Source organism: Photobacterium atrarenae (genome assembly GCF_024380015.1).
GTDB lineage: Bacteria > Pseudomonadota > Gammaproteobacteria > Enterobacterales > Vibrionaceae > Photobacterium > Photobacterium atrarenae.
On record NZ_CP101508.1, the window covers coordinates 2,076,341 to 2,097,422 of the forward strand.

The window sequence follows — 21,082 nt, forward strand, 5'->3', positions numbered from 1 at the left end:
TGTCGATGACTTCACAATGGCGGAACACCGTTTGATGAACAATGTCTTAAAATTCAACCTGAACATGAAGAAACTTAATAATAAACTCTCATATTAAATTTACCAGTTTGGACGTCCAGATGTTTACACATCCATATTTTGACGGTACATTGACTTTATCTCTTTATCCGGAGCATCGATCTCTTTGTCGGGAATAGGCGACGGATCAAGTACTTGCACAGGGACGGTAGGCAAACCCCATGATCGAAATTAAACATCTCAGAACACTCTCGGTACTGCGTGACACCGGCTCTCTGACGGCAACCGCCACCACACTGTGCCTGACACAATCGGCATTGTCGCATCAGCTTAAAGATCTGGAACAGCGGTTAGGCGGGCAACTCTTCTTGCGTAAAACCCGGCCGGTAAAATTTACTGCCGAAGGCGAAATTCTGCTGCGCCTGGCAGATGAACTGATCCCGCGCATCGCCAAGGCCGAGCATGAGCTGTCCAGCCTGAAAGAAGACAGTCACGGGCGACTGCACATGGCGATTGAATGCCATTCCTGCTTTCAATGGCTGATGCCAGCACTGAAGGAATATCAGATCCACTGGCCCAGCGTGACCCTGGACTTCTCATCCGGCTTTGGTTTCGAGCCCCTGCCCGCTTTAAGTGCCGGTGAACTGGATCTGGTGATCACATCCGATATCCAGCCGCGTAGCGAAATCCATTTCGAGCCTTTGTTTGACTTCGAGATGCGGCTGGTCGTCTCTCCTCAGTCACCGCTGGCAGACAAACCGTTTATTTCGCCACAGGATCTGGCTGATCAAACCATGCTAAGTTACCCGGTTCAGAAAGGACGGCTGGATGTGGTCAAACACTTTCTCCAGCCCGCCGACATTGAGCCGAACCACTGGAAACAGGCAGACAATACTTTAATGCTGGTGCAGATGGTCTCTGCCGGGCTGGGTGTGGCCGCGCTACCCAACTGGGCAATCTATGATTTTGCCCGCCAGGGACTGGTCGTCAGCAAGCCGCTTGGGGATGGCCTGTGGCGACGCTTATTCGCCGCGATCCGGGCCTCAGAGCGCGACCGGCACTATCTGCAGGCATTCTTTGCCACCGCAAAGCAGCAGTGCCAAACCCATTTGGAAGGTGTGAAAGCGGCTTAAGGCTCGTGCTGCCTCAGCCGCTTTATGAAGGATGATTCAGTGGTGCTGACTCACTTATATTGATTCGAGATGGGATCGTAGCGAAAGCCTAAAGATTCCATCTTGTCATTTAACTCATCGTAATCCAGCTCATAACGGCTGACCAAATCATCAATCGACGTGCATTCGAGCCGCAGCTTCTCATTGACGATCCCCAGCACAATATTGCCGTCCATCTTCAACAAGTTTGTAATTTCCATACATCCCCCTGACCGGAACAACCTTGGTAGCTATCAGTAAGCATAGTCATTGCTGCAAAGAGAGTCGCGAAAGAGTTTCAAAGGTTAAAGCCAAATTTAACAAAAGAGCGCCGATTCGGCGCTCATGTCATCATCGGTCAACTACCAATTGGCAACTACAAAAACGCGAGCTGCATACTGCCGGAAGCAACCAGTAAGATGGAGGCTGCCAGCAACTGCCAGCGATTCACCGTTTTACCCAGGAGAATATGCCCGGCCCATACCAGCAGTGACAGAACCAGCAGTAACAGCGCGCCGACGACATCGCTCACCAGCAGCTCAAGTTGCGCTTCATCCATTCCGGACAGCAACCAAAGGATCGCCAGGATACTCACCATCGCACTGACAAAACCGGTAAACGGCAGAATTCGGTGAAATGCCTGCAACCGGGTACGTGCCTGAGTCAAGAGCAGATGCGCCAGAGATGCGCCAAACAACGGAATGGCCATCAGGCTCAGCATCATTTCCGGCAATTGCATCGCCGGCAATAGCCCCAACCAACTCACGGTCGCAAAGACACCTGCGGCATAAAGCACCTTAAGCGGCCCCGCATCCCGTGTTTTGCCGGTTTTTACCTGAAACGTGAAATAACTTAAAGCCAGCAACGGCAACAGAGCAACCGGATGGCTCACCACAACGAGCAACCAGCCTGCCAAAATAACAGGGAGCGTTTTATGCACCCGGCCACGCTGCCCCGGACAGATCTCGCCTTTGGTCAGCACCAGTGTCAGAACACATTGAGCGCCAAGCAGCGCAGGTACAAGAAATGTTAAATAATCTGTGAACATGAAGGAATCTGAACTATGAAAAACTGGCCGTCATCATAACAACTTCCCGCTATATTTGCACAATCCCAGCCCCAAACCTACCTCTTTCGGATGAGTAAATCCTCGAGCTGGAGCACAGAAAAACCGCCTTTAATCTGGATCAGTATCACGGTTTAAAAACCCAAGCTGTAGAATAATTATCCAGATATACACAGACAAAATGTGTTGTTTTTCGAAAAAAAATCATCCATATAACCCAAATATTCAGTCATCGCGTGCAATCAACTGACTTCAGCAAGTCGGGACGACAGCCGCCAAGCCGGTCAAAGGAATGCAAGAAAATCAAGAACAACTGATCAAGACACTGAAGCTTTATGTGCCGGATCTCTGGAGCGCCAAAGCCCATAGTGCCAGCTTCCAGCACACCCGCAGCGGCTACTTACGGAACCGTGTTTCGATGCTGTGTATCGTTTGGGGAGTATTGATTGTTCTCTGGGCGCCTTTCGATCTGATTTTTTTATCTGAGAACGATGGCGTGCCATTAGCGATTGCCCGTGTCACCCTCGGGCTATTCCTTTTTACCATAGCCAAAGTGAACAATCAGCAGACTTCGCTGCGAAAAGCACAATGGTGTATGGCATTGATGGTCCTTGGATTAAACCTGTTCTACCTCTATACCATGCAAGTGCTGGACTACCCCATGGTCTCCAGCGGATTTAAATATGGCTACACACTGCTGCCGATCCTTCACGTAGCGATCCTGACTATTTTGCCTATCACGCTCAAAGAAAGCCTCGGCCTGCTGGCTATGACTGCCATCACCCAGATTTATGTCGGATTTCAAGCTGAACGCCTGTTTACACCGGAGAATATCGCTGATCTCTGGCTTCAGAATGTCCTGGCACTCATGGTGATCTGGTCCCAGCTGTCCAAGCTCTCCATGTTGATGCGACTCTATCGCCAGGCCACCCTGGATCCGCTGACCGGGATCTACAATCGCCGCATGCTGCTGCAACTGGCACAAAAGTCCCTGAAGTATTGCGAGGCGAAAGATGCCCCGTTCTCAGTTTTGCTGTTCGATATTGACCGCTTTAAGCGCATCAACGATACCTGGGGCCACAGCGCCGGAGATAAGGTTCTGCGCGGATTCGCCGATTTTATGCAGAGTAAAATGCGCAAAACTGATCTGTTTGGCCGCTATGGCGGTGAAGAATTTATTGTCTTTCTGCCGCGCTGTAACGGAAAGATGGCAGAACAAATTGCCGAACGCATGCTCACCTCAATTCGCCAACTGGAACTACCGCTGGGCTATGACGACACCACACTCAAAATCACCACCAGCATCGGGATTGCCACCAACTCCGGCAGCGACACTCTCTCCTCCCTGATTGAACGCGCCGACCGCGCCCTGTACGAATGCAAAGATTCGGGACGGGACTGTTGTCGGTTCCATCATATCGGGCATCAATATCTCGGCAATGAGCGACGCCGCGCCCTGGCCTGACATTACCGCTAGCCCGCAAGATCCTGATCTCACAACACCATCGCGCGCCCCGGCGCTTTTTTATTGTGCTGCGTCGCGCAATTGCGCCCTATAGAAAAATACGCGAAAACAACTTTCGTTCGCTCATTTAATGGTTCAGATCAATGAATCGCCTTACATTTAATGGCATGTTTGGGGCATATAAACAAGGAATCAAACTAATTCCTGAGTCATTGACAATAAATAAGCGAATACGAACATGACAAGTTGGTTTGAAACGGAAGTTGTAATTATCGGGGGCGGTGCCACTGGAACCGGGATCATGCGTGACTGTGCCCTGCGTGGGATCCACTGCATTTTAGTAGAGCGCGATGATCTGGCCTCAGGCACCACCGGGCGAAATCACGGCCTGCTACATTCAGGAGCACGGTATGCAGTTACCGATCAGGAATCAGCCCGCGAATGCATTCAGGAAAACAGGATCCTGAAAAACATTGCTCGTCATTGTGTTGAAGACACTCAGGGGCTGTTCATCTCATTGCCGGAAGACGATCTGGATTTTCAGGCGCAATTCATCACGGCTTGCCAGCAAGCTGATATTGATGTCGAGCAGTTGGATCCGAAACAAGCCCTGGCGCTGGAGCCCAACTGTAATCCGGATCTGATTGGTGCCGTCAGAGTCCCGGATGGCACCCTGGACCCATTTCGCCTGGCGGCTGCCAATATGCTTGATGCCACCGAGCATGGGGCGCGGTTGATGAACCATACTCAGGTGACAAGCCTCATCCGCGACGGGGATACCGTCAAAGGGGTCAATTGCCTCAATCTGCGCACCGGCGAACATATCGCAATCTACGCCAAGCAAGTGATCAACGCCGCCGGGATCTGGGGACAGCAGATCTGCGAGTACGGCGATTTATCGCTCAAAATGTTCCCGGCCAAAGGCTCGCTGCTCATTCTTGATTACCGGATCAACAACCGGGTGATTAACCGCTGCCGGAAACCTTCGGATGCCGATATTCTGGTGCCGGGCGATACCATCTCGCTGATCGGCACCACGTCTGAGCGGATTGATTACGCCGACATTGACAATCTCCGAGTGACCCCTGAAGAAATTGACATTTTGCTTGAGGAAGGCACCAAACTCGCACCGATCATGGCCAATGCGCGGGTCCTGCGCGCCTATGCCGGCGTTCGTCCATTGGTGGCGGTCGATGGTGACAGCAGCGGGCGCAATATCAGCCGAGGCATTGTGCTGCTTGATCACGCCGAGCGCGACGGCATGAACGGCCTGATCACCATCACCGGCGGCAAGCTGATGACCTACCGGATGATGGCGGAATGGGCCACGGATATGGTGGCCAAAAAACTTGGTAACACCGAGCCTTGTACGACCCATCAGCAACCCTTGCCGGGTTCGGAACAGCCGGAAAGCAAGCCACAATCCACGGCCAGTCTGGCCAAGCCGGTCTATCAGTCGGCGATCTATCGCCACGGTGAACGGGCACAGCAATTTCTGAAAGCCGACAAGCAACGCCAAGCCGTGATCTGTGAGTGCGAAATGGTGACCTGCGGTGAAGTCGAGTACGCCATCAAGTCGCTGGATGTTCACAACCTGGTCGATTTGCGCCGACGAACCCGCGTCGGGATGGGTCCGTGCCAAGGCGAACTCTGCGCCTACCGGGCGGCCGGACTGTTTACCGAGTTCGGTTCCAACTCCGGAAATCAGGCCAGCCACCTGCTGCATGAGTTTCTGGAAGAACGCTGGAAAGGGATCAAACCTGTGTTCTGGGGCGATGCCCTGCGTGAAAGCGAATTTACCTACTGGATCTATGAAGGCCTGTTCGGTCTCAGTGACTTGCCCGAGCAATCACCGGTTGCCCATCCCCCCGGTGAATCCGGCCCTGGCAGCACGCATTCCCACCCGCAATCAACCGAGGAGGTCGAGTCATGAGATTTGACAGTATCATTATTGGCGGCGGTGTCGCCGGCCTCAGTTGCGCCATTCGCTGCGCCGAAGCGGGATTAAAAACCGCAGTGATTGCTGCCGGGCAAAGTGCACTGCACTTCTCATCCGGTTCAATCGATGTGCTCAGCCAGTTACCAGACGGCACACGCGTGTCCCATCCGTTCACTGCCTTCGACGCCCTGTACCAACAAAACCCGAACCACCCCTACAGCCTGCTGGGCAAAGACACCGTCTGTGAAGCGGTCCAGTGGTATCAGGCCATGATGGCAACGTGTGGCGTACAGCTCCAGGCACAACCGGATCAGGCCAACCACCTGCGGCTGACCCCGATGGGCACCTTCCGGTCGACCTGGCTATCGCAGCAAACGGTTCATCCGTTCCCACTGACCGAGCCGGCCTGGGGCCTGAGCCGGATTGCATTGGTCACCCTCGAAGGATTTCGCGATTTTCAGCCGCAGCTGGCTACCGACAATCTGCGCCGCCTGTCCGCCTTTGATGCGGTTGATATCCATACCACAGCCATCACCCTGCCGGGATTTGACACCATGTTGCGTAACCCGTGCGAGTTTCGCTCCATTGAAATCTCGCGGGTCCTGCGGGACACCGCGAAGCTGCATGAGTTTGCCAAGGCCCTGATCCAGCAAGTCGGCCAGGCCGATCTAGTCGTGCTACCAGCTATCTTCGGTAATGGCGACGGTGCCGCGACCATCAAGCTTCTGGAGGGGTTAACCGGCTATCGTATTTGCGAACTCCCGACCATGCCACCGTCACTGCTGGGGATCCGGCTGGAAGAAGCCATGAAGCTCCACTTCCAGGCGTTGGGCGGGTTACTGCTCAGAGGCGATGAAGTCACCGGGGGGACGTTTGAAAACGGCCGCTTGCAACGGATCTACACCAAACACCATCAGGATATGCCTTTGGTTGCTCAACAGTTCCTGATCGCCAGCGGCAGCTTTTTCAGCCGGGGGCTCCATGCCGAACGCAATCAAATCAAAGAGCCTGTGTTCGGCCTGGATACAGCCAACATTCCGGATCGCAGCCATTGGTATCAGGGGGAATTCTTTGCCGCCAGCAGCCACCCATATCTGAACATGGGCGTGCAGTGCAACCGGCAATTACAACCAACCCTCAACAACCACACCATCGACAACCTGTATTGCGCCGGTGCCCTGCTGGCCCATTACGACCCGGTGAAAGAAGGATGCGGTAGCGGGGTTGCGATCAGCACCGGCTACTTCGCTGCCGAACAGATGATCGCCGCCATCCGTGCCGATCAGGACACCACCACCGAACCAAATGAACAATCAAAGAGGGTTTACCTATGAACCTGCCGCGCAAAGACACCAGTTTTGATCAATGCATCAAATGCACCGTGTGTACCGTATACTGCCCGGTGGCCAAAGCCAATCCACAGTATCCGGGTCCGAAACAGTGCGGTCCGGATGGTGAACGGCTGCGGATCAAGAGCCCAGATTTCTATGACGAAGCCCTCAAGCTATGCACCAACTGCAAGCGATGCGAAACCGCCTGCCCATCCGGGGTGAAGATCGGCGATCTGATTGCCGTTGCCCGGGACGAGCACGCCAAAAAGCCACTCAGCATCAAAACCATCCGGGATTTCGTGCTGAGTCATACCGATCTGATGGGCTCTGCGGCAACACCGTTTGCCCCCATCATCAACACCATGACCGGGATGCAGCCGATGAAACAGGCGATGCACCACACCATTGGCGTTGATCACCGTAAAACCCTGCCGAAGTATGCCCATGGCACGTTCCGCCGCTGGTATAAACAAAACTGCACCAGCCAGGCGCTCAATCCCCGGCAGGTACACTACTTCCACGGCTGCTATGTCAATTATAACTATCCGCAACTGGGTAAAGATCTGGTGCGGGTGATGAACGCCATGAGTATCGGCGTCCAGTTGCTCGATAAAGAAAAATGCTGTGGCGTTCCCCTGATTGCCAACGGCTTTTTCGACAAGGCCCGGAAGAACGCACGACTGAACGTCAACAGCTTCAAAGCGGCCGTCGACAAGTATGATGCACCGATTATTTCAACGTCATCGACCTGTGCCCTGACATTGAAAGAGGAATATCCGCATGTCCTGAAAGTGGATAACAGTCAAGTTGTCGATAACATCGAATTTGTCACCCGCTTTTTACTCAAGGAGTGCATGAACGGCAACCTGCCGAAGCTCAAGCCCATTCATAAAAGAGTGGTTTACCACACCCCGTGCCATCTGGAGAAAAGCGGCGGCAGCCTCTACACCATTGAGTTGCTGAAACAGATTCCAGGGTTGGATCTGGTCGTGCTCGACAGCCAGTGCTGCGGGCTGGCCGGCACCTACGGCTATAAGGTCGAAAACTATGACACCTCCATGGCAATTGGCCACCCGCTGTTTAGCCAAATCAAACGTGAGCATGCCGACTTTGCCGTGACCGACTGCGAAACCTGCAAATGGCAAATTGAAGAGAACACCGGCTTAGAAGCGTTGCATCCGGTGTCTTTGCTGGCGATGGCCCTGGCCGACTAATCCGCGCCCACACCTCGCCTTCCGCACCTCACCTCCCACAACAACGCCGCAGCACTGCTGCGGCGTTTGCTTTCCCCTCCCAAACACTGATCTCAGCGCTTAATCACCAGACTCTGGGAGTCAGACCTAGAACATCGTGCGATTTACTCCCGTCTATAACACCGACTGCGAGTTACGCTCCGCCGGTTGCACCACAGGCGTCTGATGTTTAGCCACACCAATCAAACGCAGCGACAGCAGGTAAATCAGGGCATAGAGCACACTGCCGCCCGCCAGAACCCCATACCAGCCACTGTATTCCCAACACGCCACCAGGAAGAATCCCCCTAAACTGCCCCCGGCGTAATAATGCACCAGATACAGCGCCGTGGCCGTGGCCTTCGCATGTGTGGCTTTCTGGCTGACCCAGGCATAAGCCAGCGAGTGGGTGAAAAATGCCCCGGAGCTAATCAGCATCAAGCCAACCAACATCGCCGGGATCGATTCCCACGCAGCCACCCACATCCCGGCCAGACTGATCGTGGTCCCCAGTAGCATGCCGGTGATTGGGTTAAAGGACAGGGTCCATCGACCGCTCAGTTTCGCCGTCACGCTACCGCCCAGATAGCAAAGGAAGATCATCGACGCTAGGCTCACCGGGATCAGATAGGGCGCAGCCACCAGCCGGAACCCCATCACGGTGTACAGGTTCACAAACAAGGCAAAGTTCACCCCACCAATCAGCATCGCATAACGCAGCACCGGCTGGCGAAAATGCTGGAAAACGCTTCGGGTATGCATCCCCAATTGCCCTTTGCTGGCAACAAAGTGCTGTTGAGGTGGTAGTAAGCGCCACACGATCACCGCCACCAACAGGCTAAATCCGGCCATCCCGATCACTGCGGTTTGCCAGCCCCAGTGATCAGCAACAAATCCGCCCGCCAGTCGTCCGACAATGCCGCCGAGCGAGTTCGCACTGATGTAGCCACCGACCGCCACCACCAGCGCGCGCGGGGTGAATTCTTCAGCCATATAAGCCACAGCCACCGCCGCGAATCCGGCCAGTGACGCTCCCATCAGCGCCCGGCCGATACTCAGCCACACCAGATCCTCCGCGGCCAGCATCAGCAATCCAACCACCGGCATCAGAAACAGGCTAATCAACATCACCTGACGTCGACCAATCACCTCCGAGCCCACCGCCCAGGGCACCAGCATCAGCGCCAGCGCCAGCGTACTGGCCGCCAGCAGCCAGTTCACTTCTGTCGCGCTAGCCGAGAACTCTTTAGCCATCAACGGCAACATCGGCTGAAACAGATACAAATTACAGAAAATCAGGAATGAGCCGAGGGCAAGTGCAAAACTGGCACGTCGGTACGCGGGGGTTTTTAGGTCGATCATCCGGAGCTGCCTTGTGAGAAGTGACAGTGAAAACAGTAGCAATCCACCAGTAATAATGAAAATATATAAAAAATATGGAGATGATAAAGAGAATTTATAGCGATGGACTTTCGCCAACTGACCTATTTCGTCACCCTGGCTGAAACCAGGAACTTTACCCGCGCCGCCGAGCGACTGCATATCGCTCAACCGGCGCTGAGTATCGCGATCAAAAAACTCGAACACCAGCTGGATCTGGAACTGGTGCATCGCAACGAACGCAAAGTCGCGCTGACCCATGAAGGGGAAGTCCTGCTTGAGCACGCAAAGCTGATCCTGCAACAAGTCAATGATGCCAATATTGCCATGGCCGAGCTCAAAGGGCTGGAGAAAGGCGAAGTACGGCTCGGGCTGCCCAGCATGCTGGGATCTTATTATTTCCCGGAAATTCTGATGGGCTTTAAGAGCCGCTACCCGAACCTGAAGCTGACCATTGTCGAGGCCGGCACCCAATCCATCCGGCGGATGCTGATCAGCGGCGAGCTGGATCTCGGCATTATCCAGAATGCCGACGTGCCCGACAGCCTGGAGACCGAGCATCTGCTGCGCTCACAAATGGTTGCTGTAGTCAGCCCGGAGCATCCCTTCGCCCGCCACAAGTCCATTGCATTCGATGCCTTCTTTCAGCAGGAGCTGGTGATGTTCAAAGCGGGCTATTTCCACCGCGAGTTTATCGATGAAGTCTGTCACCAGTACCAGCTCAGCCCGAACATCGCGTTTGAAACCAACCTGCTGCCGATGATCCTGAAAATCGTCCGCAACGACTTCGCCATCACCGCATTACTGGAAATGGTAACGCAGCACGAACCTGGTCTGGTGCCAATTCCATTTGCTGAGCCGGTGTTTCTCGATATTTCGATTGCCTGGCGCAAAAACGGCTACCTCTCCGTCGCCGATCGCGCATTTATGGAGTTCGTCAAGCAACATGGGCACTGAGCGAACCGACTTAAACGCCTGGTCCATACTGCTGTCAGCCCCCCTAAAGCCCACCTCATGTGGGCTTTCCACTGCCATAAATTCATCGCAATATGCAACAAAGAGAAACGTTTCCGTTCAGTTCAAATCAATTTCTTAACTAAGTTATTGAATATTTTAATCATTCCTACCACCTGACCATTCCCAGGGGGAATTATCGTGTTACAATTGGCTCGATCTATTCATATTCTATTAATAATACTATTGATTGTGCTGATTCACTCTGATTGGCGCAAAGGTTTTCAATGAGCATGCAACGTCAAATCACCCAACACGAAATCAAACTCACCCAAGATGATCAACTGGTCACTACCACAGACTTACAAGGCGTCATTACCTATGCCAACGAGTCGTTTGTCGAAGTCAGCGGCTATTCGGCTGAAGAGCTGATTGGCCAACACCACAATATCATTCGCCATCCGGATATGCCGCGCCAGGCCTTTGCCGATCTGTGGCAACACCTGAAAGCCAAACAACCCTGGCGCGGGATGGTCAAAAACCGCTGCAAGGATGGTCGCTATTACTGGGTCGATGCCTATGTCACCCCGATTTACGTAAACAATCGCATTTCAGGCTATCAATCGGTGCGCCGAAAACCGAGTGATGCCCTGATCCAACGAGCCAGCTCGGTTTACCAACAGCTCAATCAACAGAAGCAGCCTGCTGGCTTCTCCCTCTCCGCTAACCTGAAGCTTACCCTGGCCCTGTTCCTCTCTGCCCTGACCATGTTTCTCGGCCACTTGCTTCCGGATAACCTTGGGGCTTATAGCGCTCTGGCACCACTGGGGTTTCTCAGCCTGATTTATCGCCAGGAGCTGTTCGTCACGCCGAAGTTTTGCACCCAGTTGGCCAGCCAGTACGACAGCTTGACCCGGGTCATCTATAGCGGCGATTCCCAATGCTCGATTGCTGATTTTCATCTCAAACTCAATCAGGCCAAAATGCACACCGTCCTGGGCCGGATCGAGGATACCGGAAATGTCCTAAAAGGGGTCGCCAGTGCGATGCAGGACGCCTCGACCTCAACTAAAGCCTCGATTGCCCAGCAGGATCAGGATACCCATACCATCGCATCCGCGATCACCCAGCTGACCACCGTCTCGAGCGAAATTGCGCAGAATACCCAGCTCACCGCAGATAAAGTCGCCGCGGCACAAGCTCAATGTCAGGAAACCACGCAGTCGCTCAACGCGACCCAGACCACGATTCATGAACTGGCACAAGAAACCCAGGCATCGGCTGAAACCGCCCGCTCTCTGGCCAATATTTCCACGCAAATTGAAACTATGATGAATGAAATTCAGGGCATTGCCGAGCAAACCAACCTGCTGGCGCTCAACGCAGCCATAGAAGCCGCGCGGGCCGGAGAGCAAGGGCGCGGTTTTGCGGTGGTTGCCGACGAAGTCCGGGCGCTGTCGCAACGCACCCATGGTGCTACCGAAAAAATGCAGGTCAGCATCGGGGAAATTCAGGTTGCCTTGAACCGATGGCAAGCCCGAACCGGGCAGACCACAGAGAAAACCAACCACTGCGTCGAGAGCACCGAAGCCACGGCGCAGCGGATCCGTGATGTGTTTGGCATGATTGACGAAATTGCCAACATTTCGACCCAGATTGCCACCGCTGCTGAAGAGCAGGGACTGGTCTCAACAGATATTTGTCAAAACATCACTCAAATTTCAGCATCTTCCAGCGAGAATCTGAACCAGGTGGAGAAGATCGAGGCATCCTCGCGACTGATGAGCCAGAAAGTCCAGATGCTGGAGGGGTTAGCAAAATCCTTTGGTAGTTCAATTTTACGGTGATGCCGATATATAGCTGGCATTTTCACAATTAGTGGTAAATTTGGGTTTTCACTGTGCGAAATGAGTGACACAGGAGCCATGAAAATAGGCTCCTGTGTTTATAGTTTTAAGCTTTTTCTGGCTCATTGATGGGGGCATTTTTCTTTGCAGAGAGCATTTTCGCCGGATCATGTTGGTAATCCGCACCACTGCTGAGCCCGCTAACTGCTTGAAAACTGATATCGCCACTATATTTCAGAACCGCTTTGCCTGGTCTCATGAATGAAGCGAATACTTCGTTGAAAGCATCGTCAAATTGATTATTGAAATCCTCTATAGAATCGAACGCATCGGTCATTGTTGCCCAGCGACCCCACTCGTTAAAACCTAATGTCAAGATATTACTAAAAATACGCCCCCACCAGTCAAAGTCGCGTTTGACGATATCCAGTTCTGATGCATTAATCTCCTGGGTGATTTTCCCGTTAACATTTTGATAATGAATATCGATAGTACCGGTCGCGGTGACTTTTTCATCACCCGCCCAGTGGTCAACCACAAACAGGATTTCATAGTCAACTTTGATTCCCTCTCCCTCACATTTGACATCACACTTTCGCAATGTAGTTTTCTTGATATTGTCCGGGTTGTTCAAGGTCACATTTTCACTCAGTGTGGCAGTTGCAGGAGTCCCAGATTCGATACTACCGTGGTCAACCTTAAATCGGCATTTATAGCCAAAATTTAACTTGAGGGTTGGGAGCACAAATTTTTCCAACATAGTACCGCCAGAAACGGCCAATGAAATACCGTTGCCTGGCAGAACAAAGCTCTGGCTGAAATTCCCGACGTTACCTGTAGGTAACTCATCGTCATCGAGCATCAACAGAAAGTTCAGATCACCGCTTCGATACACTTTGTTTTCAATATGCTTATAGGTTGAGTAGGTAAATGCTGTCGGCTTAAGCGGCCCTTTAGTTTTGAACTTTTGCTGAATCCTTGGAATCTTCACCGCACCGAACATTACGGCTTCCGGGTCATCTTCTGCCAACTGTTCCAGTTGTTTTTTAATAATGTTGGCCAATCCAACTTCAAAAGCACCAATATCAACCTCGATTTTTTCACTAGTGTTGATCAAATCGATTTTGCTTATGCGGCTTAAATCCATAAAGATTGCCTGTACTTGGAAGTCCTCATCAGACCATTGTTCGTGCTCGATGCTCCGCATTGGTGTAACGACATAAAAGGTAAGTTCATCTAGATTTTGACTACGTTTTTCCGCCGTCATTTCGCCGTCTTTTTCTACTAAGCTGTAGTAAGTAAGGTTGCCATGTTTGACCTGCATTTTTAGGCGGCACCCGTTTTTAACTGGGGTATTGAAATCAACTTCAGGAGCATAAAACTCATCAATATTAACAGTCCATTTACCTTTTGACTCTTTCAATACCCAAGGAACTTTCGGAAATGTTGATTGATTGGTGCGTTGTTGTCCAAATACCCTAGCCATGTCTTGATTTATGGCATGCTCGCTGACCGCCAACACCATAGGAAATCCGCTTAAGCCCTTAACATTCATAAAAAACCCTCCGTTACTTATATTTTACACTCATTGAAGTAGATTACCTTTCAGTCTATAAAGGAAAAGGTTTTACTGAGAGTGTATTCAGCAAAAGCCTGAGGATTAATATAATAACTCTGGATAGATTTTGTATTACGCAGGATTACACAACCTCGTACGACCTATAAGAAAGCCTATACTGGGCATTCTCTGAATGAGTCTAAATAGACAGTCACCTTAAATAACATTTATATTCCATCTGACGCCATCACGAAGCATCGCATTGAGGATAATAACCTCTTCCTGACGCAGGGGAATCTCCCCGAAAAATAACAGCAACACAAAACGCAACGGCGTCATTGAATGAGAAGAAGTCCATGTCATCCGTTAGACTGAGAAGTATTAGCAACCATGGTCGAGGTCGTTCCCTTATGTTTTTTCGTAAACCAGGCTATCTTGCTATCGTACTGTCCATCCTGTTAACGGGATGTGCGACTTCTCTACATGGTTCATTTGCGGCGATCAGTTACGTTGATAAGGGCGCAAAAAAGCTCCTACGCAATCGGCCCAGTGAGGGGGGAAAGCTGTCAAACGAGGGCTCTATATTTGTTTCCAGTGGGCCCGGCAACGTCAACCAGTGAGGCAATCCAAGCGGCCAAAAAGCAATATAAGGGGACAAACTATATTGCGGATATCTCGATAGATGATCGAACAAACTGGAAATTCGGATATTCGGTACAGTGTATAACCGTCGATGCCATTGCATATTGAGAGTTAGCTTTATTGCTTCGTCGGTAAGTCACCAATAATCGGTGAGTTTCTCTACCAAAATCTCGATGAATTTCTATCTTTTGTCATGGACAAGACCTTAACCACATAGTGCTTAAGGTCTTGTTGAGAAGCCTCAACGAAACCGCTCCCCAGCCACAGAAATTGATGTTTTCCCGCCTGAACATGGTAAACTCATGCCCCTTTTGAGATGAGCGCTCGGTTGGCGGAAATCCCAACAACCGAAGCGATGAAAATCGCGCCTGTCGTACCGGCAGACCTGAACATCAGCGGTCTAGCAGCGACTTGTGGCAGTCCCGGCTAGAAAGCCGGGGCAAACCCGCCATACTGTAAGCTGGCCGGATGTTCTCTACAGGGGCAATTTCCGACATACGCAAATCAACAGGGCATTCACATGCAGCCGCAATTGAGAAGACCAGGGTGTTTGGGTGGGTGAGCACATCCAACGCAGCAACACGACTGCCCCGACAAGACGGCAAGAATGCCCCAAGATGCCCCTAACATAAATGAAGTAACTGTAAGCAAATGATTTCAAATAAAATTAACGAGTACCCAAAATACTGGGCCGAATGTTACGGCACAGCGCCGTTCCTGCCGACCACGCGTGCAGAAATGGACGCCCTCGGCTGGGACAGCTGTGACATCATTATTGTGACGGGCGATGCCTATGTCGACCATCCGAGCTTCGGTATGGCCGTGATCGGCCGGGTGCTGGAAGCCCAGGGGTTCCGAGTCGGGATCATTGCCCAGCCGGAGTGGAGCAATAAAGACGCCTTCATGGAGCTGGGGCAACCAAACCTGTTCTTCGGCATCACTGCCGGGAACATGGACTCCATGATCAACCGCTATACCGCGGACCGTAAACTGCGCCACGACGACGCCTATACGCCGCATAACGAAGGCGGAAAACGTCCGGATCGCGCCGTTCTGGTGTACTCGCAGCGCTGCCGTGAAGCTTACAAAGACACGCCGATTGTGTTGGGCGGGATTGAAGCCAGCCTGCGCCGTCTGGCCCACTACGACTACTGGTCCGACAAAGTTCGCCGTTCGGTCCTGTTTGACGCCAAGGGCGATATTCTGCTGTTCGGCAACGCCGAGCGTGCCCTGGTGGAAGTGGCCCACCGCCTGGCCGGTGGTGAAGATATTGCCACCATGACTGACATTGCCGGCACCGCGGTGATCCTAAAAGAGCGCCCGGAAGGCTACAAGGAAATCGATTCCAGCCGGATCGAAAAGCCGGGCAAGGCGATGCCGATGCCGAACCCGTACGCGACGGAAGAAACCTGTGCCACCACCAAGAAAGCACAGGCCGAGGAAGAAGCTGCCAAGCCGATCACCATTCAACCGTCGCGTCACGACTCAAAAACCACGGCTGTTCGCCTGCCGTCATTTGAAAAGCTGCGCAACGACCGCATCCTGTATGCCCATGCCAGCCGGGTCATGCACCTGGAAGCGAACCCGTATTCCGCCCGCGCGCTGATCCAGCAGCACGGCGACCGTGAGCTGTGGGTCAATAAGCCGCCGATCCCGCTGACCACCGAAGAGATGGACTACGTGTTCGGCCTGCCGTACGCCCGGGTGCCGCATCCGAAATACGGCGATGCCAAGATCCCGGCGTATGACATGATCAAAACCAGTGTCAATATCATGCGTGGTTGTTTCGGTGGCTGTTCGTTCTGTTCAATCACTGAACACGAAGGACGGATCATCCAGAACCGCTCGCATGAGTCGATCCTGAGCGAGCTGGAAGATATCCGCGACAAAGTGCCGGGCTTCACCGGGACCATTTCGGACCTGGGTGGTCCGACGGCCAACATGTACCGCCTGGGCTGTTCGGATCCGAAAGCGGAAGTAAACTGTCGTCGCCCATCCTGTATCTTCCCGGAGATCTGTAAGAAGCTGGATACCGACCACAAACACACCATCGACCTGTACCGCAAAGCGCGCAACGTCGATGGCATTAAGAAGATCCAGATCGCGTCCGGGGTTCGGTATGATCTGGCGATTGAGTCTCCGGAGTACATCCGTGAGCTGGTGACCCACCACGTTGGCGGTTATCTGAAGATTGCGCCGGAGCATACCGAGAAAGGCACGCTGGATCTGATGATGAAGCCGGGCATGGGCACTTATGATCGCTTTAAAGAGCTGTTTGAAAAATACAGTGCCGAAGCGGGCAAGAAGCAATACCTGATCCCATACTTTATCTCCGCCCACCCCGGCTCAACCGATGACGACATGCTGAACCTGGCACTATGGCTGAAGAAGAATGACTTCCAGTGCGATCAGGTCCAGAACTTCTACCCGTCGCCGATGTGTAACGCCACTGCGATGTATCACTCGGAAACCAACCCGCTGAAACGGGTGAAGTACAAGAAGCGAGAAGATTTGTTTGTCGCCAAGGGCGAGCGTCAGCGCCGCCTGCACAAAGCCCTGCTGCGCTATCATGATCCGGCCAACTGGCCGCTGATCCGCGAAGCGCTGGTGAGCATGGGCAAGAAGCACTTGATTGGCGATAAGCCACACTGCCTGGTGCCGGAAGCCGGCAGCGATGCCGAACTGACCCCGGCCCAGCGCCGCGGATCCAGCCGCCATGGCGCCAAGCGTTTTGCGACCAAGCACCCGAACCAGCCGGATATCCGCAAAGACGGTAAAGGCAAATCGGGCGGACGCAACGGCAACGCACAACGCGGCACGCAAGGAAAAGCAAACAACACCAAAGGCAACGGCAAGCCTGGCACAAACGGGAAATCACAAGGCCCGTCCAACCGACCTGCCCGGCCGGGGAAACCGGCCGGCCAGCGCCAGAACGGGAAACCAGGCCGCAGCCGCTCTGCGGCTCGCTAAACCCTGTACTGCGCCTTTAACACCACAAAGCCCGCACGAAGCGGGCTTTGTGTTATTCCAAACGAACTCAGTTCGTATTAACGCATCAGCTCAATCGCCATCAGGTACGCAACCGCGCAGCCCACCAGCACACCCAAAGCAATCAACAGCTTTTTCTGACGTCGCTCGTCCAAGTATTTGGTTGCCAGGAAAGCCAGCAACAATAAAACACCGATCACCGCGATTTTCAGCATGAGTTCACTCCTGAGCCATCCCGTCAGGCTGCGCGCCTGAACGATTAAATTTCAAACATCTGGTATTCTTTCAGTTCCGGGATCACCCGGTGCAACTGCTGCTCTTCTTCCGCCAGACCTTTGATCGATTCACACACTTCCCCGGCTTTCTCAGCCACTTCTCCCGAACGTTCGCGTACTTTGGCTTCAATGGCCGCTTTCATCTCACCAAACTGCTGTTGCAGTTCAGAAAAGCTGATTTCACCATTCTTCATTTTCTCGGTCAGGGCCGAGAACAAATTCGACATCGACTCGACACTGACATGCTTCATCGCCTGCTCAAATTCCTGACGCCAGTCGGTATCAGCGGTTTCAAAAATATTGGCCGGCATGACAAATTCGCCTTCCGGGTAAAATTTATCATGGGCTTTCTGGCTATAATCCGCAATCAGGGTTTTCACCCCGGTAAACGAATCCCCGGAATCAAAACGGGACGCCACTTCATTCATGATATCAGACGCAATGCTGACGCCGTCATCGGCAAGCTCGGCCACTTGCGGTAAGTAAGTCTTCACTGCCTGGCTGTAGGCTTCAACCGCCTGCTGCTGCACCGTATTCAATTCCAGCTGCTTGCCGTCAACAAACACCTGGTTCTGCGGATCGATCCACATTTTGGCCTGGCCGCCCTGATAGACCGACACCTGCTCATCCGCAATATGGATATCGTGCTGCACGTCAACCGGACAGGTCTTAGCCAATGCAACGTTTGAACTCAACAGGATAGCGGCTGCCAGGGCCGTCTTCATCATCGACTTTTTCAATGGATTTACTCTCAACTTCGACACCTTATCCTACTAACTGTCACATGTTTTCCCTGCCACGACAAGCGCCTACAAAGTTTCCTTACAACATCCTAACTTGTATTTCGACCCATTCGCAGGCACTCTTGGCATGTATATCTATTCACCGACCGAGATCCCGTGGAAAAAGTCGCTATTTTCGTCGATGTTCAAAACATCTACTACACCGTAAAAGACACCTATGGCTGTAACTTTGATTACAATGCCTTCTGGGCGGAAGCCACCCAAGGGCGGGAAGTTGTGGCCGCCTATGCCTATGCCATTCACCGCGGAGATGAAAAGCAGCGGCAATTTCAGAATATCCTGCGCGGCATCGGCTTTGAGGTCAAACTCAAGCCCTTTATTCAGCGCAGCGACGGTTCTGCCAAAGGCGACTGGGATGTCGGGATCACGTTAGATGTGGTGGAACATGCCCCGGAGGTCGATCGCGTGATTCTGCTCTCCGGCGATGGCGATTTTGACTTGCTGGTCGACAAGGTTCAGTCCAAATACGGGATTGACGTTGAAATTTACGGTGTTCCGGCACTCACCGCCAGCTCGCTGGTTGATGCCGCCAGCCACTTTCGTGAAATCGAGCACACCCTGCTGTTGAACAGAAAATCATTCTGACCTTTGACGCCGTCGGATGAGGTTATTTGGCCTCACTATTGACCAACTCGCCGGTCTGCGACTGACCGGCACTCACATTTCGCAAATCACGGATCGCGCCGGAAACCATCCGCAGCGGGACTATCACGAAGTAGATGGACGCAATCACCACCATCACCGGGTCAGCATACACGGCGTACTCAGCCCAAGGGGTAAAACGCATCAGCGAGGCCAGAATAAAGCCGATCATCACCGCGCCGCTGATCACCGTATCCATCAACCACTGGTTAATCTCAGCCGTCACTAATCCAGATTGAATTTTCTTACCTTGCGTTGCCATCACCCACATAGTCGCCAGACAACCCAGGACATTGACCACCCCGAACAACAACGCCAGTCCGGCATCGACCTCGCGGCCGCCATTGAAAATCGCCAGCACTGCCGAGCTGAACGACAGACAACACATCACGGTGATCACCGCGCCTTTAAGCGCAATGACGGCCGGCTCGATCATTGCAACGCGATCTTGCCGTGCTGCTACCGCCGGCTTGCGGATATAAGCCGCAGCAACCAGGGATACCAGGGTCAACGCCAGGCTGATCAAAGAGTAAGCCCCGTCAAACACGATAACCAAAGAGCCCATCCACAGGCCAAGGCCAATGCCCATCATGGCAAACATCAAGGAAGAGAAAATGGAGAACTGAAGTAACCGGCGCTCTAATTGTATCGTCGTCAACATAACTACCTCTGACAAACCGACGCATTTTTCGTCGGACATCTCGAATTGGATCACATAACCGCAAGGTTACCTGATGATTCATGGTTGCTATAATCACTGAGCGCTAAGTTTTTCGTCGCTAAGGGCGATTGAATTATTCATTACACTATCGATTAAGCGGTGCCATTGTGAAGATCAGTCAAGTCGAGATGTTCATCCATACCAGCCAGACCGGCTCAATTGCAGAAGCAGCAAGAAAGCTCAACAAGAGCCGCACTACGGTCAGCGCAGCCCTGAGCGCGCTGGAAGATGATTTAGGCGTTGCGCTGTTAACACGCTCCGGCAATAAGGTGGAGTTGACGGAGATCGGCGAAGCGATTGCCAATGACTGCGAGCGGCTGCTGCTGATCAGCAAAGACATTCAGGACAAATGCCACCAGCACTTGAACGGTGTCGAGCCGATCCTGCGCATCGCCCGGGATGATGCCTTACCGGAAACCTTGTGGCGTCAGTTGATCCTGGAGATGAGCGAGCGGTTTCCCAACACCAGCATTTCCATCTATGTCGCCCCGCCGCCGGAGCTGGAGCAGATGGTGCAGGAAAATATTGTCGATGTTGCCTATAGCCTGCTGACCGATGATCATCGGATTTCGCAGGTAGCCCAGAATAAGCTGGGACAGATCCGGATGATGTCCGTGGCCCATAAAGATCATCCGCTCGGCCTACTGCGCCAGGTTAAGCGCACCGATATGGAGCGCTATACCGAGATTGCCCTGGCGTATATTGATGATGAAAGCCTCAAAGCCTTTACCCCGCGGGCCAGCAACTTCATCGCCCTGCCCTTTTTTGAACACCTGCGCGATGCGGTACTGGATAATACCGGCTGGGCCTATGTCCCGGCACTGCTGATCAACGAGCACTTACGGGAAGGTACAATTAAGGTGCTCAAATACAACCAGGCGATGAGCTGGCAGCCCTATGGCGAAATCATGAAAAGCGACGCCCGCCGGGGCGCCGTGATCCAATGGCTCTCGGATGAACTGGCGGACTACCTGCTCGAAGCAAACCATTAATACCAAACTTACCGGGCGCAATGCACATCCCACAAAAAAGGCGACTGCTCGCAAGAACAGTCGCCTTTCTTATTGAAC

17 protein-coding genes are annotated in these 21,082 nt (G+C 52.8%); 10 read left to right on the forward strand and 7 right to left on the reverse strand.

Going from position 1 to position 21,082, the window contains the following annotated elements:
- Positions 1–239: 239 nt before the first annotated feature.
- Positions 240–1,151, forward strand: coding sequence for an HTH-type transcriptional regulator MetR (gene metR / locus NNL38_RS09830; RefSeq protein WP_255387869.1), 912 nt, complete (start codon positions 240–242; stop codon positions 1,149–1,151).
- A 50-nt stretch (positions 1,152–1,201) separates the two neighbouring features.
- Here the strand turns inward: metR and NNL38_RS09835 are convergent, their stop codons facing one another.
- Together NNL38_RS09835 and NNL38_RS09840 are read right to left on the reverse strand one after the other, a co-directional pair.
- Positions 1,202–1,390, reverse strand: a complete 189-nt coding sequence (locus tag NNL38_RS09835; RefSeq protein ID WP_255387870.1) for a DUF4250 domain-containing protein — start codon at positions 1,388–1,390, stop codon at positions 1,202–1,204.
- A gap of 155 nt (positions 1,391–1,545) precedes the next feature.
- A complete protein-coding gene (locus NNL38_RS09840; RefSeq protein ID WP_255387871.1) occupies positions 1,546–2,217 on the reverse strand; it encodes an HI_1241 family integral membrane domain in 672 nt (223 codons plus the stop codon).
- Between the two features lie 310 nt (positions 2,218–2,527).
- Here NNL38_RS09840 and NNL38_RS09845 point away from each other — a divergent pair, with 310 nt between their 5' ends.
- From NNL38_RS09845 to glpC, 4 genes are all read left to right on the forward strand, one after another.
- The gene (locus NNL38_RS09845; RefSeq protein ID WP_255387872.1) at positions 2,528–3,700 is read left to right on the forward strand and encodes a GGDEF domain-containing protein; all 1,173 of its coding nucleotides are present in this window, start codon (positions 2,528–2,530) and stop codon (positions 3,698–3,700) included.
- 238 nt (positions 3,701–3,938) lie between these two features.
- Positions 3,939–5,633, forward strand: a complete 1,695-nt coding sequence (gene glpA, locus NNL38_RS09850; RefSeq protein WP_255387873.1) for an anaerobic glycerol-3-phosphate dehydrogenase subunit A — start codon at positions 3,939–3,941, stop codon at positions 5,631–5,633.
- Entirely contained in the window at positions 5,630–6,973 is a 1,344-nt protein-coding gene (gene glpB, locus NNL38_RS09855; protein ID WP_255387874.1) for a glycerol-3-phosphate dehydrogenase subunit GlpB, read from the forward strand. Before glpA ends, glpB begins: the two co-directional genes overlap by 4 nt.
- Positions 6,970–8,184, forward strand: a complete 1,215-nt coding sequence (gene glpC, locus NNL38_RS09860) for an anaerobic glycerol-3-phosphate dehydrogenase subunit GlpC (protein ID WP_255387875.1) — start codon at positions 6,970–6,972, stop codon at positions 8,182–8,184. The genes glpB and glpC overlap by 4 nt, the downstream gene beginning before the upstream one ends.
- A 153-nt stretch (positions 8,185–8,337) precedes the next feature.
- Here the strand turns inward: glpC and NNL38_RS09865 are convergent, their stop codons facing one another.
- A complete protein-coding gene (locus NNL38_RS09865; RefSeq protein ID WP_255387876.1) occupies positions 8,338–9,564 on the reverse strand; it encodes an MFS transporter in 1,227 nt (408 codons plus the stop codon).
- A 102-nt stretch (positions 9,565–9,666) separates the two neighbouring features.
- Between NNL38_RS09865 and NNL38_RS09870 the strand changes: the two genes are divergently transcribed.
- Together NNL38_RS09870 and NNL38_RS09875 are read left to right on the forward strand one after the other, a co-directional pair.
- Entirely contained in the window at positions 9,667–10,539 is an 873-nt protein-coding gene (locus NNL38_RS09870; protein WP_255387877.1) for a LysR family transcriptional regulator, read from the forward strand.
- A gap of 284 nt (positions 10,540–10,823) precedes the next feature.
- The gene (locus NNL38_RS09875) at positions 10,824–12,383 is read left to right on the forward strand and encodes a methyl-accepting chemotaxis protein (protein WP_255387878.1); all 1,560 of its coding nucleotides are present in this window, start codon (positions 10,824–10,826) and stop codon (positions 12,381–12,383) included.
- A gap of 106 nt (positions 12,384–12,489) precedes the next feature.
- Here the strand turns inward: NNL38_RS09875 and NNL38_RS09880 are convergent, their stop codons facing one another.
- On the reverse strand, positions 12,490–13,938 hold the full coding sequence (locus tag NNL38_RS09880; RefSeq protein WP_255387879.1) for a hypothetical protein: 1,449 nt from the start codon (positions 13,936–13,938) through the stop codon (positions 12,490–12,492).
- Between the two features lie 1,296 nt (positions 13,939–15,234).
- On the opposite strand from NNL38_RS09880, the gene NNL38_RS09885 reads away from it, so the two are divergent.
- Positions 15,235–17,553, forward strand: coding sequence for a YgiQ family radical SAM protein (locus NNL38_RS09885; RefSeq protein ID WP_255387880.1), 2,319 nt, complete (start codon positions 15,235–15,237; stop codon positions 17,551–17,553).
- 77 nt (positions 17,554–17,630) lie between these two features.
- On the opposite strand, the gene NNL38_RS09890 is transcribed toward NNL38_RS09885, so the two are convergent.
- On the reverse strand, positions 17,631–17,786 hold the full coding sequence (locus NNL38_RS09890; RefSeq protein WP_255387881.1) for a hypothetical protein: 156 nt from the start codon (positions 17,784–17,786) through the stop codon (positions 17,631–17,633).
- A gap of 44 nt (positions 17,787–17,830) precedes the next feature.
- Entirely contained in the window at positions 17,831–18,601 is a 771-nt protein-coding gene (locus tag NNL38_RS09895) for a YggN family protein (RefSeq protein WP_255387882.1), read from the reverse strand.
- A 144-nt stretch (positions 18,602–18,745) separates the two neighbouring features.
- On the opposite strand from NNL38_RS09895, the gene NNL38_RS09900 reads away from it, so the two are divergent.
- Positions 18,746–19,234 (forward strand): LabA-like NYN domain-containing protein, encoded by a 489-nt coding sequence (locus NNL38_RS09900; RefSeq protein WP_255387883.1) that lies wholly within the window; start codon positions 18,746–18,748, stop codon positions 19,232–19,234.
- A gap of 22 nt (positions 19,235–19,256) precedes the next feature.
- Here the strand turns inward: NNL38_RS09900 and NNL38_RS09905 are convergent, their stop codons facing one another.
- On the reverse strand, positions 19,257–19,952 hold the full coding sequence (locus NNL38_RS09905; protein WP_255387884.1) for a cation efflux transmembrane domain-containing protein: 696 nt from the start codon (positions 19,950–19,952) through the stop codon (positions 19,257–19,259).
- 167 nt (positions 19,953–20,119) lie between these two features.
- Between NNL38_RS09905 and NNL38_RS09910 the strand changes: the two genes are divergently transcribed.
- On the forward strand, positions 20,120–21,004 hold the full coding sequence (locus NNL38_RS09910; protein WP_255387885.1) for a LysR family transcriptional regulator: 885 nt from the start codon (positions 20,120–20,122) through the stop codon (positions 21,002–21,004).
- The last annotated feature ends 78 nt before the right edge of the window (positions 21,005–21,082 follow it).

Bases quoted from the DNA above. Each gene is read 5' to 3' on its own strand.
- metR (WP_255387869.1), top strand. From the start codon at position 240: ATGATCGAAATTAAACATCTCAGAACACTCTCGGTACTGCGTGACACC.
- NNL38_RS09835 (WP_255387870.1), bottom strand. From the start codon at position 1,390: ATGGAAATTACAAACTTGTTGAAGATGGACGGCAATATTGTGCTGGGG.
- NNL38_RS09840 (WP_255387871.1), bottom strand. From the start codon at position 2,217: ATGTTCACAGATTATTTAACATTTCTTGTACCTGCGCTGCTTGGCGCT.
- NNL38_RS09845 (WP_255387872.1), top strand. From the start codon at position 2,528: ATGCAAGAAAATCAAGAACAACTGATCAAGACACTGAAGCTTTATGTG.
- glpA (WP_255387873.1), top strand. From the start codon at position 3,939: ATGACAAGTTGGTTTGAAACGGAAGTTGTAATTATCGGGGGCGGTGCC.
- glpB (WP_255387874.1), top strand. From the start codon at position 5,630: ATGAGATTTGACAGTATCATTATTGGCGGCGGTGTCGCCGGCCTCAGT.
- glpC (WP_255387875.1), top strand. From the start codon at position 6,970: ATGAACCTGCCGCGCAAAGACACCAGTTTTGATCAATGCATCAAATGC.
- NNL38_RS09865 (WP_255387876.1), bottom strand. From the start codon at position 9,564: ATGATCGACCTAAAAACCCCCGCGTACCGACGTGCCAGTTTTGCACTT.
- NNL38_RS09870 (WP_255387877.1), top strand. From the start codon at position 9,667: ATGGACTTTCGCCAACTGACCTATTTCGTCACCCTGGCTGAAACCAGG.
- NNL38_RS09875 (WP_255387878.1), top strand. From the start codon at position 10,824: ATGAGCATGCAACGTCAAATCACCCAACACGAAATCAAACTCACCCAA.
- NNL38_RS09880 (WP_255387879.1), bottom strand. From the start codon at position 13,938: ATGAATGTTAAGGGCTTAAGCGGATTTCCTATGGTGTTGGCGGTCAGC.
- NNL38_RS09885 (WP_255387880.1), top strand. From the start codon at position 15,235: ATGATTTCAAATAAAATTAACGAGTACCCAAAATACTGGGCCGAATGT.
- NNL38_RS09890 (WP_255387881.1), bottom strand. From the start codon at position 17,786: ATGCTGAAAATCGCGGTGATCGGTGTTTTATTGTTGCTGGCTTTCCTG.
- NNL38_RS09905 (WP_255387884.1), bottom strand. From the start codon at position 19,952: ATGTTGACGACGATACAATTAGAGCGCCGGTTACTTCAGTTCTCCATT.